Source organism: Azomonas agilis (assembly GCF_007830255.1).
Lineage (GTDB): Bacteria > Pseudomonadota > Gammaproteobacteria > Pseudomonadales > Pseudomonadaceae > Azomonas > Azomonas agilis.
The window spans coordinates 203,003-215,705 of the sequence record NZ_VLKG01000006.1; the positions used below are offsets into that span (position 1 = coordinate 203,003).

Consider the following 12,703-nt stretch of genomic DNA (forward strand, 5'->3'; position numbering starts at 1 on the left):
GCGCAATACGATGATGCGTGAGCTGTCAGAGATGCTAACAGTCGTGCTCACCAAGCACGGCATAGCAGAAAAAACTGCAAACGACGAAGCCGAAGAGCTGGTGTTTCAGATTCATCGTCGCTGGGCAGGCATAACGCTCTGCATCCCAAAGAGCGATGAGGTAGCCCATAAACGGCTAAATCTACATTTGGTTGAGCGTTATGATGGAACCAATGCTGACGTATTGGTTCGTGAGTATGGCGTAACCGAGAGCTACATTTACAAAGTAGTGCGCGCCATTTTCAAGTCGCGCACTTGCTGTTCAAACTCACGAATCCGCTGTTGTTCTGCGGTGGATGGCTTGCCAAGCTTACCGTCACCGAGTCGTTCTGTTTCATATTGCTGAACCCCGCGCCGTACAGCCGCATCGCCCAGCTTAAGATCACGGCAGACCTGACTAACGCTTATACCCTGATCCTTAACCATTTTGGCGACTTCCAACTTGAAGTCGGTATCGAAGGTTCTGTGCTTTCTACTCACAGAGACTCCTCAGTAGATGTAGTTTCACCTATTTAGGTATCCGGGAATATTAGACCATTACAATCAAAAGCCCACGGAAGGACGAACAAAATGGGGACACAGTTCAACTAACGCCAAAGGTGCTATCCATACAACAGAAAATTGCCTACCACTACATGGAGAGCTATTACCTCTCTTACAAGAATTGGTGACGAAACCCGTGATATACGCAATGTCGCCTAGACCCTGCGCGAGGTGTTCCCGGAAACAACTAATGCTCATGTATCGGTCATGTCTTCCCATCTACGCCATCTGGCGGCCTTTCGTCTAGACTGAAAACATCGTTCGCATATATTTTGGGTTGTACCCAAAGCTGAAAGGATAGAGCAATGACTCAACACATTTGTACCGTGATTCAACACGTTCCCTTTGAGGGCTTAGGGAGTTTTGAGCCCGTGCTTAGGGAAAGAGGTTGGGATATTCAGTACCTGCAAGCAGCTACCGATGATCTCACCTCAGGCTTTAATGCAAAGCTGTGTATTCTCCTCGGTGGGCCTATCGGCGTTTACGAGGCCAACCTTTATCCCTTTTTAGAACAGGAATTGGAGCTGGCTCGGTATCGAACCCAAAAAGGACTTCCGACTCTTGGAATTTGCCTAGGCGCACAAATCATAGCCCAAGCGGCAGGCGGCAAGGTGTATCCGGGAAAGAATGGCAAAGAAATTGGCTGGTCTGAACTTAGCTATACCCCAGAAGCCCAGACATCGCCCGTAAAACACTTGGCAACCCATGCCCCCAAAGTACTTCATTGGCACGGAGATACCTTTGACCTCCCTCCTAATGCGGTACTCCTTGGCTCAAGTCAAGCCTATCCCCATCAAATATTCGCCTTAGGGAAAACGACTTTGGCCTTCCAGTGCCATCCCGAAGCCAGAGCTAAGGATTTAGAAGTATGGTATGTGGGACATACTTTAGAAATTAGCCAAACCCCCGGACTTGATGTAGTTCAGCTTCGAAAAGATGCCTATGAATACGCTAAAGCCCTAGAAACCTCCGCTCAACAGATGCTCCATCAATGGTTAGATGAAGTGAACGAATAACTCATCGTTGATGATTCTGATGCTGCCCTCATACTAGGCAGTATCAGCTGATCTAAGGAGCACCTATGGCTACGGAAATCAAAAATACCGGCAGCTATCCCTACTCTGCTACTACGTTACTGGTTACTACTTTTCCAAATGGCCAAATGATTTTTGGCACCGGAGCTTTAGTGGGGCGTAATGATGTTTTAACCGCCACACATATGCTCTATGCCCCTGATTACGGTGGCTGGGCCATAGACTTGGATTTATATGCAGGTGTGGATTTCAACGGCTATCTACAACGCTTTGAAAGCATGCCACTACTGATTTTAGAACAGGACTTCACTTGGAACGCATGGGCTTATCCTGAATCGGTTTTCGTGGATAATGATCCCGAAACCCTAACCTTCGCAGAAACCCAATACGATGTAGCCCTCATTGGCCTTAGTGAAGCCATTGGCGACACCCTAGGCTGGTTTAATTTATCCGCCGATTACAGCAACACCCGCTTTTGGGCCACGCAGTTGGGTTATCCTGCCGAAGGAACTGGGTTGATGAGTGGGCAGGTATGGATTGAGGCTAACTCTCAGTACTCCATATATTCGACTTATAGCTACACCAGTAGCGAATTAATGGGCTCAGGAAGCTCTGGCGGCCCTCTGTATGTGTACGACGATCAAGGCACACCCAGCATCGTCGGCGTGAAATCCTCTGCCAGCTCATACAGCAACCACTGGGCTGATCTAAGCCTCGTGTATGAAGATCTGCTCACAGCAATTGCTGAAAACGATTCCCTAATCTCTGGCCTAAACGCCCCTCAAACCCACTATGGTACCGAGGGTAATGACCGTTTTATCCTTTCCAACAACGCAGCCGAAACATTTATAGGAGGATCAGGACTCGACACCTTGGTTTTCACTGAAAACTTCGATCAGTACCAGTTAGCTAAAAACGATGCGGGCTGGCAACTTACCCACAAAGCTCAAGCTCACATTTCCGCTACGCTAGATAATATTGAACGCCTTGAATTTACAAATGGCACCCTTGCTTTGGATACTGGTGCTTGGGAAGTGGCTGGCAGTGCTTATCGGCTCTATCAAGCGGCTTTCGACCGCACACCAGATACCGAAGGCTTGAACTTCTGGATCTCAGTCATGGATCAGGGAGTCGGCTTGATGCAGATATCCCAAGCCTTCATACAAAGCCCGGAATACCAGAACCTTTACGGTGAGTCCCCCACGAAGGATGAGCTGCTCACAGCCCTTTACCAAAATGCCTTGAACCGAGCACCCGATGTAGAAGGCTATCAATACTGGATGGAGCAGATGCAGGCAGGTCTATCGACAGCGAATGTATTGGCTTATTTCTCAGAGAGCACAGAAAACCAATTACAAACACAAGCCGATACAGATTGGGGCATCTGGTTAGGTTAGTTGAACTATTCAGCCCGTGAATGCTGAGTGCGGGCGTAATAGCCACTGAGTGTGCCGGTAGCACAACCGATTAACAATCCTGCTACATGGGCCGCATTAGCAATGGACATAGCCCCAAAGCTCAGGGTTTCAACCAAGCCACTCAAGCACACCAATAGCCAAATCAGCATCAAACCTACCACCCCTTGAGGTAATTGGTACGCCTCTGTGGGGGCCAATCGCTGATGCAACCAACAGTGCCCTAACAAGCCGTACAGCACACCCGATAAACCGCCAAAAACTCCGGGGCCACCGTAAAAATACTGGGCTAGATTCGAAGTTAAACCAAAGAGCAGCACTAAAACGGCCAATAATATCGACCCTTGGTGTAGCTCAATACGCCGACCTAGCTCCCAAAACCACAGGCTATTCATGGCTAAATGCAAGATGCCAAAATGCACAAAAATAGGCGTGATTAAGCGCCAATATTGGCCCGTGCCGAGCATCTGCTCCAAAGTTGAAAAATAGCCATAGTCTCCTCGAATACGAAAATCTAAAAAGCTCAAATGCCGTATAGTTTCGAGATTATCCCCTAACGCGGTAAACAGAGCGACTAACGCCGTAATGCTCAAAATCACCCATGTGACCGGTACTCGGCTAAATCCCAAGCGATGACTCAAACGGCGAGTCTCTGAACCCATGTGATCTATTTGAGCTGCTGCTTCTGCCTGAACCGCCAACACATGACCCTGCGGATAACGCCGATACAAATCCTGTACCTCTGCCACCTGCTCAACCGGCACGACCAAAACCTGATATTCACCCTCTTCGTAAATACGACAGGGAATATGTAGTTGACGCAGCAAGGCCAAAAAACCGCTCAAATCCTCAATCGTGGGGCGGCGTAGCGCTTCACACAGGGTTACATTCATCGTTCTTTGCGCTCAACATCTACCCATACAAAATGAGCGGGATTTAACTGAGTTTCTTGATCCAGACGATAGGCCACTAATTTTCCGCCACGCACGGCACTGTAATCCAAACACGCCAAATTCGGCTTTAGCGGCCCGGGCCGACCGCTGCACCAATAATGTCCCACGAATAAAATGGGCTCCTCAGCGCCATACAGGAACAAGCGACGACGCTGATGTTCCTCTAAGGGCACTCGGGCGGCATGTTCGGGCAAACCATCGGGCTGGAACACTACATCACCGTAGGTTTTAGGGTGCTCCTCCCAAAATTTGGTACGAAATACAGTACGCACAAAGCCTTCTTCGCTAATCAGCGTCAGACCATTAGGCAAGGGCATATCCGTACCGCGCAAAATACGGTTCAAAGCCATGCTTTCAAAGCTGTCCTCAAAGGCAGATTGGCGTAATAAGTCTGGAGTTAGGCGACCTTCATCAAGCTGTGGGCAAAATTGTGCCATCAGGTATTTATCCCAGCAGGCGTGTACCACTCGAAAACGCTCAGACTCCAAATACAAAGGCAGCTCCATGAACCAATCACGAAACGCACGCCATTCATTGGGATAGGGATCAAACTGCAACAAAGTCTCCCGCAGTAGCTTGGTAAAGCGCGGACTGTGTTCGCGCACAAACTGCTTACCGCTACCTGCGGGGGCCGGCGTATACCAACCTAAGGCACTAAACTCATGGTTACCCATAATGCAGTAGGCTTGATCTCGATCCACCATGTCGTGAACCAAATGCAGGGACTCTCGAATATGGGAGCCTCGATCAATGATGTCTCCCAGAAAAATAACTTGCCGCCACGGATGCCGCCAAACACCCCCTTGCTCCCGATAGCCCAAACGCTCCAACAGGAGCTTTAGGGTATCCGCACAACCGTGTATATCACCGATGAGGTCGTAGCTGCGCTCTGGGTCTAGTTGCATTAATCGCCTCCAACCAGACGGCTGCCCCACCCAAGTTTGGTGCGACATACAGTGTAATAGTTGTAATCCAATGGGTGAATCAACTGCAGTTTTTGCGCTTTTTTGCGGATGGTGATGCTGTCACCGGGGGCACAGGTAAAGTGGTTTTGGCCATCACAGGAGATTTGCGGATAAATCTGCATATCAGGGGAGATAATAATCTTCAGCTCACTGTGCCCATTAACCACAATCGGGCGGCTAGAGAGTGTGTGCGGGTGCATCGGTACGATCACCAAGGCATCTAATTTAGGCTGCATAATCGGGCCACCCGCAGACAGTGCATAAGCCGTAGAGCCGGTTGGAGTGGCGATAATCAGGCCATCAGATTTTTGGCTGTAGACGAATTGGCCGTCAATGTACAGCTCAAACTCAATCATGCGTGTCGATTTACCTGGATGTAGCACCACATCGTTCAGCGCGTCGCTTTCACCAATGGCTTCATTATTGCGGCGAGCCAGTGTTTCCAACAGAAAACGGTTTTCGACGATGTATTGTCCTGCCAAGACTTCGCTAAGGCGGGTTTCTAACTCATCAGGACTGATGTCGGTTAAAAAGCCTAGAGTACCTCGGTTAATACCTAACACAGGCACACGATGCCGAGCCATAGCCCGCGCCGCACCTAATAAGCTGCCATCACCACCCACCACAATCACTAAGTCGCAGGACTCCCCTAAGCTGTTTCTTGAGGAGACTTGCATCCCATGCCCAGGCATTACCTCAGCAATGGTTTCATCCAAAATGACGTGCAGGTTACGCTCCATCAGGAAGTGTTTCAGCCGACGGATGGTATCTAGCACTTGGGTACTGCCAAGACGACCGATGATGCCGATGTTGCGGAATTGCTCCATGAGGGTATCCCGTATGGCTTAAGGGAAAGAAAGCTTAATTATGCCATCCAATTGAGTGAGCACCCTTGATACTAGCCCGCCCCAATGGACTATCGAGCTATTATGAACCTATAACCCTCACCTTGAGTCTTATCCAAAGCGCTATTGCAGAATTTGGTCTACCATGCGCTTCTCTTCTTTCAACTCTCTTAAACGCGCATCCATGCGGGCGGCTGTCTGAAAGTTGGGAGAGCGCCGCTTAGCGTAATCCAATTGCTCAAAGGCTTGATCGTAGTCTCCTACTAAGGCAAAAAACTCAGCCCGCGCTTGGTGTACGCCTAGAGTATCACCCATCAAGCCACGAACCTCTGCTACTTCGTACCAAATATCTGGGTCTTTAGGACGACGTTTAATCAGTTGATTCAAGATTTCCGAAGATTCACGAATCCGATTTTGCTTTTGCAATAACTCAGCCTGTACCTGTTGGATAGGGAAGCTATCGGGGTAGGTACGGCGTAAGCGTTCAATGCGGTCATTTGCTTGCGCCATACGCTTGGTATTGGTATCCAGCTCTACTTGGGCTAGGTTGTACGCTAACTCACCCGGAGCTCGTTCCAACAAATTAGCTAGGTGTGTTCTCGCTTCATCGTATTGGCCGGTACGCATTAACGCCAGCGCCAAACCATAGCGCGCTGCGTAATTTTGAGGATCAGCATTCAGCTCGCTCCGAAACTGGCGGGCGCTTATTCCAGGGGTGGTCTCAAATTTCAAAGTCATACGCGCACGCATCAACTGATAACGCAAAGTATCGTTGACACCCTGTTTGGGCAGCATATCGGCGCGATTTTTGGTATCCGCCACCCGCGATTCGCTCAAGGGGTGAGTGGTTAAAAATTCCGGCGGCTTTTGTACATAACGATATTGACGAATCAAACGCTCAAACATGGCGGGCATGGCCTGCGGTGAATACCCAGCTCGCTCCAAATTCACCAAACCAATACGGTCAGCTTCCTGCTCGTTTTGGCGCGAAAACTTGGTTTGAGCTTGGTAAGCTGCCGCCTGCGAGGAGGTAATCGCCGCCATACCCACATCCGCAGCCCCCACCGCAGAGGCAACCACGCCCGCTAACATAGCAGCCATGACCGGAATTTGTATTTGCTGTTGAGCCTCTAAACCCCGAGCAAAATGGCGCTGGGATAAGTGCGCCAATTCGTGGGCCATTACTGAGGCATATTCGGCTTCTGTTTCCGCATGCAAAAATAAGCCACCATTCACTCCGATAATGCCACCGGGCGCGGCAAAGGCGTTTAGCTCAGGGCTTTCCAGCAGTACGAACTCAAACCGACGATCCTGTACCTGACTGGTTTCAGCCAGCCGGTACACGCTGGTTTCCACATATTCTTTTAACAGTGGATCGGACAGTTGCCGCACTTGACCACGCACCAAGCTCAACCAAGCACGTCCCAGCAGATACTCTTGCTCAGGCGAAACAATCCCAGAACTCGCATCACCCAAAGCGGGCAGATCACTGGCCATTGCCGTAGGCATGGCCAATCCACAGCTCAATGCCAACACACCGGTTCTTAATAGGGTACTCAGGACGTTTTTGTTAATACGAAGACTCATTGTCGTTCCTGGAATTGGCCAACTGGTCAGCCCATGATGGGGTGAGTATGCTGACTCCTTTTAAAAAGGAAGCGCCGATATGATCTCTATCAGCCCTAGCGAATCCATGATTCACGATGTCGAATTAGATGTCCGTGGACTGACCTGCCCTCTGCCTTTGCTCAAAGCTAAACTAGCGCTCAATAGCCTGTCCTCTGGCCAAGTTCTCAAGGTATTAGTCACTGATGCAGCTTCACAGCGGGACTTTCGTAGCTTTGCCCAGCTTTCTGGACATACCTTAATACAGGAAGCTGTCCAGTCAGAACCTGAAGTGGTCTACCTCTACTGGCTCTGCAAAGCCTGAGCAGCCTCTAGTACCTGATCTGCATGTCCCTTCACTTTAAGATTACGCCATTGGTAGCGCAGAACTCCGTGCTGATCAATCAAAAAGCTGCTGCGCTCAATACCTAAGTACTCACGCCCGTACAGTTTCTTCATTTTCAATACATCAAAGAGCTGACACAGGTGCTCGTTGGCATCTGAAATCAGCTCAAAGGGTAGCTCTTGTTTACGACGAAAATTTTCATGGCTGCGTAAAGTATCTCGGGATACCCCAAAAATCAGCGTATTAGCCTGCTGAAATTGGGCGAAGCGATCCCGAAAATCCTGAGCCTCTGTAGTACAACCGGGGGTGCTGTCTTTAGGGTAAAAGTACAGAAGGTATTGCTGACCCACGAGGGCCGAACTCTGCACCCGCAAGCCACTGGTGGCCTGTGCCTGAAAGTCGGGAATGGGAGCATCAAGGGTAATCATCATTTACTCCAGACTCAGGGCGTTTGTGGCCGCCAAGGTTCAATCAAAGCATCGAGATTAAGCGCATCCGCAAAATCTAAAAACTGATCCCGTAACCAATTGATCTGGATGCCCGCCGGCAATATGAGGGTTAAGGTGGCATTGAGCATCAGACCGCCGGTTTGTGGGGCCAAATAGGTGTCGCAGTTCATCTGCTCCAGCTCTATTCGGTGGCTGGCAAAAAACTGACACAGCTCGCTCACAATATCGGGGCGATAAACGGCACTAACGTACGCCACATAGGGTAATGCCATAGGCCGATCATCCAAGGGGCTACTGCGGGTTAGGTTAACCCGCAACCCATGCTTTTTAGCCAAACTCGTGACCGCTGACTCCATACGCGCTAACGCATCCCAACTACCAGACACCTGTAAAACCAAGGCACTGTACTCGCCATGCCGAGTCAAGCGTGCCATATCCATCACACAACGACTTTCAAGACTGGTGCGGCACAGCAAATGCGCCAAGTCCATGGGGTCTTTCCCCAAAACGCTAAGGACGAGGAACTGTTCACGAACAGAAGGGGTAACCATGCAAATTTCCTGACTTGAGACACTCGACTGGCACGCCGAAACGCAGAAGAGTAACGAAAATACACAGGGGATGGAATTTAATAGCAAGGGGTTAGTGGGCTTTTTATTAGCCCAGTTCCCATTTCCTCTATGAATAGGCCTTCGATCTGATCGCTTGTAGTGCTAAGATCGCGCTCCAACATGCCGGTTTTATCACACCGGTATCCTGTAATATCAGCGGGTAAGGCTATTTATTGGCGCTTTAACGCTAAAGATTTTACTGACCTTTATTCTTTATCGGCAGGAGTGGCAACATGATCTCGGGCAGTATGGTGGCACTGGTCACACCCATGAATGAACAAGGTGGTCTGGACTGGAGCAGCCTGAGTAAGCTGGTGGACTTCCATCTACAGGAAGGCACCCATGCCATCGTTGCTGTCGGTACTACGGGCGAATCCGCCACTCTGGAAGTCGCTGAACACATTGAAGTGATTCGCCGGGTGGTTGATCAAGTTAATGGCCGTATTCCTGTGATTGCAGGCACGGGCGGTAACTCAACCCGTGAGTCCGTAGAACTCACTCAAGCTGCTAAAAATGTCGGGGCGGATGCCTGCCTTCTGGTCACGCCTTACTACAACAAACCCACCCAAGAGGGTTTGTTTCAGCACTTTAAGCACATTGCAAACTCTGTAGCTATCCCACAGATTCTGTACAACGTGCCGGGCCGTACCTCCTGCGATATGCTGCCGGATACCGTTGAGCGCCTGTCTAAAATCGACCATATTATTGGCATCAAAGAAGCCACGGGAAATTTACAGCGCGCCCAAGAAATTCTGGAGCGCGTTAGCTCGGATTTCCTTGTCTACTCGGGTGATGACCCTACCGCCGGAGAGCTCATTCTGATGGGCGGTAAAGGTAATATCTCTGTTACTGCCAACGTAGCCCCCCGTGCCATGAGCGACCTCTGTGTTGCTGCAATGGAAGGCCGCGCAGAGCAAGTGCGCGCCATCAACGAACGGCTAATGCCTTTACATAAGGCATTGTTTTTAGAGTCCAACCCTATTCCTGTGAAATGGGCACTCCACGAAATGGGATTAATCCCCTCCGGTATTCGTTTGCCCCTGACTTGGCTTAACTCCAGTTATCAGCCCCTGTTACGGGATGCCTTGCGCCACTGTGGCTTACTGAGCTGATCCTTTTGATATGAAACAATGGGCAGGACTTCTGCTGCTGGCGATTACCATCGTCAGCACTTCGGGCTGTAGTTGGTTCTCTTTAGACTGGCTATGGGGCGAACACGGCTACTTTCGGGATCGCGCGAACGACTATCAAGAGTCGCGGCAATCCCCTGAGATGCGTGTCCCCTCTAACATAGAGACGCGCCCGTTAGATCCTTTACTGGTCATTCCACGTAATGTAGCAGACAGCCGTGTTACTGGTGGCTATGAGGTTCCACGCCCTCAGAAACTAACCATTGCTAACAACCCGCAGGACTTTAGCCTGCAAACGACAAAAGACCAGCGCTGGTTGATTGCCCAACGACCTCCAGCCCAACTTTGGACAGCAACCCGTCAATTTCTGACCAGCAACGGTTTTAAAATTGATGGGGAAAAAGCCTATATGGGGGAAATGACCACCGCTTGGCAAAAAGCATCAGAGCTTTCCTCTAGTTTACGCCAAAGCGCCTTACCTGAAGGTGAAACCCGTTTGCGGATTCGGATTGAGCCGGGTGTACAACGTAACACCAGTGAGATTTTTATCTTAGCGGCTCACCGCAGCACCAGCACAGCCACCACCCCCAATGTAGCTTGGCCTCAGCGCTCTGACGATCCTAAGCTAGAAGCCGCCGTACTGGATGAAATCCAAATCAGCTTCTTGCGTACCGAAGGCGTGGGTGATGGTATCTCCTTGCTGGCAGAACAAGAGTACGATGCCCCAAGCCGAGTTTTTCTCACCAAAGACGCAGCAGGCAATCCCCTACTGCAACTGGACACAGACTTTGACCGAGCTTGGTCGCGTGTAGGTAGTGCCCTTGAATCGGCGGATATACGGGTTGAAGACTTAAACCGCAGCTTGGGGATTTACTACGTGAACCTGTCAGAAGGTTCATCCGGTCGATCAGCAGGCAAGCAAAGTTTCTGGAATATGATCTTTGGTGGCGGCCCTGACCCTGAAGAGATCGAAGCCCGCGCTGAACGTTATCAGGTACGAGTCGCACGTATCTCTGAAGGGACACAGGTCTCCTTAGAAAAAGACATCAACACGCTGGCCCCTAACGAAGTAGCAAACCGCGTACTATCCATGCTCAGGCAACATCTGGATCAGTCCGCTGCTAAACAAAAGCCCGGATCTAAAGGCCCAGGCCCTGGTGGATCGGGTAACGATAACCGTGGCCCTCGATAATCCGAGTTCTTCTATGACAACGGCTCCGCATATTCATCTGAAAAAACTCTACTCCGGCAAAGTGCGCGATTTATTTGAAATCGACGATAAACGCATGCTGATGGTTGCCAGCGATCGCTTATCCGCTTTTGATGTCATCCTGAATGAACCTATCCCGGATAAGGGTAAGATTCTGACGGCCATCTCCAACTTCTGGTTTTCTAAACTGGAGCACTTAGTCCCTAATCACCTTACAGGCGATAAGGTTGAACAGGTTGTTTCTTCTGAAGACTTAGCCGCAGTGGAGGGACGCTCGGTTGTTGCCAAACGGCTTAAACCCATTGCTGTAGAAGCCATCGTCCGCGGTTACTTGGCGGGTTCCGGTTGGAAGGAATATCAACAAAGTGGCACGGTGTGCGGCATCGCTCTGCCCAGTGGCTTAAAGGAAGCCTCTAAACTTCCAGCCCCGATTTTTACGCCCTCCACCAAAGCCGCCCTTGGTGATCACGACGAGAATATTTCGTTTGCCCAATGTGAATCCCTAATCGGCCCGGACTTAGCGGCTAAAGTGCGGGATACAGCCATTGCTCTATACACTGCTGCTGCCGAATATGCCGCCACCCGAGGCATTATTATCGCGGATACTAAATTCGAGTTTGGCCTCGATGAACAGGGGACTCTGATCCTCATGGATGAAGCTCTAACGCCAGACTCAAGCCGTTTTTGGCCTGCGGATAGCTATGTCGAAGGGAAAAATCCCCCCAGCTTCGATAAGCAGTTTGTACGGGATTGGCTAGAATCCACCGGTTGGAATAAACAACCTCCAGCCCCCATGCTCCCTACAGAGATTGCCGAAAAGACTGCTGAGAAATATCGTGAAGCATTGCTTCGTCTAACTGTCTAAAAATACTCATAAAAATCAGTCATTAGGCTTCGATCTCTCCAAACAAACTGCTATGATAGCTGTCGTTTGGAGAGATGCCGGAGTGGCCGAACGGGACGGATTCGAAATCCGTTGTACGGGCAACCGTACCTAGGGTTCAAATCCCTATCTCTCCGCCATTTTAAAGGGCTCCAGAGGTTTTACACTTCTGGAGCTTTTTTATTTGGGACAATTTTGGGACACTACTGAAAAATCTGTAGCGACGCGCGATATTTGTCGCACTTTTGCGCGATATTTTGCACACACCGCTCCTTTCAGTAGTTAAAAATAGGTTTCATTTTTAACGCATCGTTAAACTCTCCTGAGCCGCCGGAGAGATCCACAAAACCTCGGTACGGAGTAATGCACTGCCGGATGCCCTGTGCTTACGCTCCACTCGACCCCATCCTGTGAGCACATCGTCATAAAGCTCTGAGGGATACCCAGAGATCACCACCATGCCCTGTACTTTGGTGAGCCGATCTAACAACGCCTGATGCTGTTCAAGATTCAGCTCATGCCGGTATTTGGCGGCGCTGCGGGTTGAGGGCATATAAGGTGGATCAACATAGAACAGCGTCTGGGGCGTGTCCTGCGCCCGAATCACCTCCAGCGCATCCCGCCGCTCAATGACTACGCTTTGCAAACGCCGATGAATAAGGGCGCTGTCGGGAG

Annotated in this window: 14 protein-coding genes, 1 tRNA gene and 1 pseudogene; 8 read left to right on the forward strand and 8 right to left on the reverse strand. The window is 50.2% G+C overall.

The window, feature by feature from the left end:
* Positions 1-31 precede the first annotated feature (31 nt).
* A pseudogene (locus LX59_RS16165) lies at positions 32-229 on the forward strand (hypothetical protein); the annotation flags it as partial.
* A 29-nt stretch (positions 230-258) separates the two neighbouring features.
* Here the strand turns inward: LX59_RS16165 and LX59_RS15945 are convergent.
* Positions 259-519, reverse strand: coding sequence for a transposase (locus tag LX59_RS15945; protein WP_144571693.1), 261 nt, complete (start codon positions 517-519; stop codon positions 259-261).
* Between the two features lie 368 nt (positions 520-887).
* On the opposite strand from LX59_RS15945, the gene LX59_RS09895 reads away from it, so the two are divergent.
* Together LX59_RS09895 and LX59_RS09900 are read left to right on the forward strand one after the other, a co-directional pair.
* Positions 888-1,598, forward strand: coding sequence for a glutamine amidotransferase (locus LX59_RS09895; RefSeq protein WP_144571694.1), 711 nt, complete (start codon positions 888-890; stop codon positions 1,596-1,598).
* Positions 1,599-1,663: 65 nt separating this feature from the next.
* Positions 1,664-3,013 (forward strand): DUF4214 domain-containing protein, encoded by a 1,350-nt coding sequence (locus LX59_RS09900; RefSeq protein ID WP_144571695.1) that lies wholly within the window; start codon positions 1,664-1,666, stop codon positions 3,011-3,013.
* A gap of 5 nt (positions 3,014-3,018) precedes the next feature.
* Here LX59_RS09900 and LX59_RS09905 read toward each other — a convergent pair whose 3' ends face one another.
* From LX59_RS09905 to LX59_RS09920, 4 genes are all read right to left on the reverse strand, one after another.
* Complete coding sequence (locus LX59_RS09905; RefSeq protein WP_144571696.1) at positions 3,019-3,924, reverse strand: rhomboid family intramembrane serine protease; 906 nt, start codon at positions 3,922-3,924, stop codon at positions 3,019-3,021.
* Positions 3,921-4,889: a metallophosphoesterase gene (locus LX59_RS09910; RefSeq protein ID WP_144571697.1), complete on the reverse strand. Its 969-nt coding sequence runs from the start codon at positions 4,887-4,889 to the stop codon at positions 3,921-3,923. Before LX59_RS09910 ends, LX59_RS09905 begins: the two co-directional genes overlap by 4 nt.
* The gene (locus LX59_RS09915) at positions 4,889-5,776 is read right to left on the reverse strand and encodes an NAD(+) kinase (RefSeq protein WP_144571698.1); all 888 of its coding nucleotides are present in this window, start codon (positions 5,774-5,776) and stop codon (positions 4,889-4,891) included. The genes LX59_RS09910 and LX59_RS09915 overlap by 1 nt, the downstream gene beginning before the upstream one ends.
* A gap of 141 nt (positions 5,777-5,917) precedes the next feature.
* The gene (locus tag LX59_RS09920; protein WP_144571699.1) at positions 5,918-7,381 is read right to left on the reverse strand and encodes a tetratricopeptide repeat protein; all 1,464 of its coding nucleotides are present in this window, start codon (positions 7,379-7,381) and stop codon (positions 5,918-5,920) included.
* A 79-nt stretch (positions 7,382-7,460) separates the two neighbouring features.
* Here LX59_RS09920 and LX59_RS09925 point away from each other — a divergent pair, with 79 nt between their 5' ends.
* Positions 7,461-7,724 carry a sulfurtransferase TusA family protein gene (locus LX59_RS09925; protein WP_144571700.1) on the forward strand — a complete coding sequence of 88 codons (264 nt, stop codon included), beginning with the start codon at positions 7,461-7,463 and terminating at the stop codon, positions 7,722-7,724.
* Here the strand turns inward: LX59_RS09925 and LX59_RS09930 are convergent.
* Together LX59_RS09930 and LX59_RS09935 are read right to left on the reverse strand one after the other, a co-directional pair.
* Positions 7,703-8,176, reverse strand: a complete 474-nt coding sequence (locus LX59_RS09930; protein ID WP_144571701.1) for a peroxiredoxin — start codon at positions 8,174-8,176, stop codon at positions 7,703-7,705. The two genes, LX59_RS09925 and LX59_RS09930, sit on opposite strands and share 22 nt — an antisense overlap.
* 11 nt (positions 8,177-8,187) lie before the next feature.
* On the reverse strand, positions 8,188-8,745 hold the full coding sequence (locus LX59_RS09935; RefSeq protein WP_144571702.1) for a glycine cleavage system transcriptional repressor: 558 nt from the start codon (positions 8,743-8,745) through the stop codon (positions 8,188-8,190).
* A 293-nt stretch (positions 8,746-9,038) separates the two neighbouring features.
* Between LX59_RS09935 and dapA the strand changes: the two genes are divergently transcribed.
* The 4 genes from dapA to LX59_RS09955 all read left to right on the forward strand — a co-directional run bounded on the left by dapA (position 9,039) and on the right by LX59_RS09955 (position 12,168).
* Positions 9,039-9,917: a 4-hydroxy-tetrahydrodipicolinate synthase gene (gene dapA / locus LX59_RS09940; RefSeq protein ID WP_144571703.1), complete on the forward strand. Its 879-nt coding sequence runs from the start codon at positions 9,039-9,041 to the stop codon at positions 9,915-9,917.
* 10 nt (positions 9,918-9,927) lie between these two features.
* A complete protein-coding gene (gene bamC, locus LX59_RS09945; protein WP_144571704.1) occupies positions 9,928-11,127 on the forward strand; it encodes an outer membrane protein assembly factor BamC in 1,200 nt (399 codons plus the stop codon).
* 13 nt (positions 11,128-11,140) lie between these two features.
* On the forward strand, positions 11,141-12,010 hold the full coding sequence (locus tag LX59_RS09950) for a phosphoribosylaminoimidazolesuccinocarboxamide synthase (protein ID WP_144571705.1): 870 nt from the start codon (positions 11,141-11,143) through the stop codon (positions 12,008-12,010).
* Between the two features lie 68 nt (positions 12,011-12,078).
* Positions 12,079-12,168 (forward strand) — tRNA-Ser (locus tag LX59_RS09955).
* Positions 12,169-12,329: 161 nt separating this feature from the next.
* Here LX59_RS09955 and LX59_RS09960 read toward each other — a convergent pair.
* Positions 12,330-12,703 (reverse strand): DNA adenine methylase (locus tag LX59_RS09960; RefSeq protein ID WP_144571706.1); only part of this gene is annotated, 374 nt, incomplete at its 5' end.

What these genes read in the sequence shown, in the direction of transcription:
- LX59_RS09895 (WP_144571694.1), top strand. Translation starts at nt 888, where the DNA reads ATGACTCAACACATTTGTACCGTGATTCAACACGTTCCCTTTGAGGGC.
- LX59_RS09900 (WP_144571695.1), top strand. Translation starts at nt 1,664, where the DNA reads ATGGCTACGGAAATCAAAAATACCGGCAGCTATCCCTACTCTGCTACT.
- LX59_RS09905 (WP_144571696.1), bottom strand. Translation starts at nt 3,924, where the DNA reads ATGAATGTAACCCTGTGTGAAGCGCTACGCCGCCCCACGATTGAGGAT.
- LX59_RS09910 (WP_144571697.1), bottom strand. Translation starts at nt 4,889, where the DNA reads ATGCAACTAGACCCAGAGCGCAGCTACGACCTCATCGGTGATATACAC.
- LX59_RS09915 (WP_144571698.1), bottom strand. Translation starts at nt 5,776, where the DNA reads ATGGAGCAATTCCGCAACATCGGCATCATCGGTCGTCTTGGCAGTACC.
- LX59_RS09920 (WP_144571699.1), bottom strand. Translation starts at nt 7,381, where the DNA reads ATGAGTCTTCGTATTAACAAAAACGTCCTGAGTACCCTATTAAGAACC.
- LX59_RS09925 (WP_144571700.1), top strand. Translation starts at nt 7,461, where the DNA reads ATGATCTCTATCAGCCCTAGCGAATCCATGATTCACGATGTCGAATTA.
- LX59_RS09930 (WP_144571701.1), bottom strand. Translation starts at nt 8,176, where the DNA reads ATGATGATTACCCTTGATGCTCCCATTCCCGACTTTCAGGCACAGGCC.
- LX59_RS09935 (WP_144571702.1), bottom strand. Translation starts at nt 8,745, where the DNA reads ATGGTTACCCCTTCTGTTCGTGAACAGTTCCTCGTCCTTAGCGTTTTG.
- dapA (WP_144571703.1), top strand. Translation starts at nt 9,039, where the DNA reads ATGATCTCGGGCAGTATGGTGGCACTGGTCACACCCATGAATGAACAA.
- bamC (WP_144571704.1), top strand. Translation starts at nt 9,928, where the DNA reads ATGAAACAATGGGCAGGACTTCTGCTGCTGGCGATTACCATCGTCAGC.
- LX59_RS09950 (WP_144571705.1), top strand. Translation starts at nt 11,141, where the DNA reads ATGACAACGGCTCCGCATATTCATCTGAAAAAACTCTACTCCGGCAAA.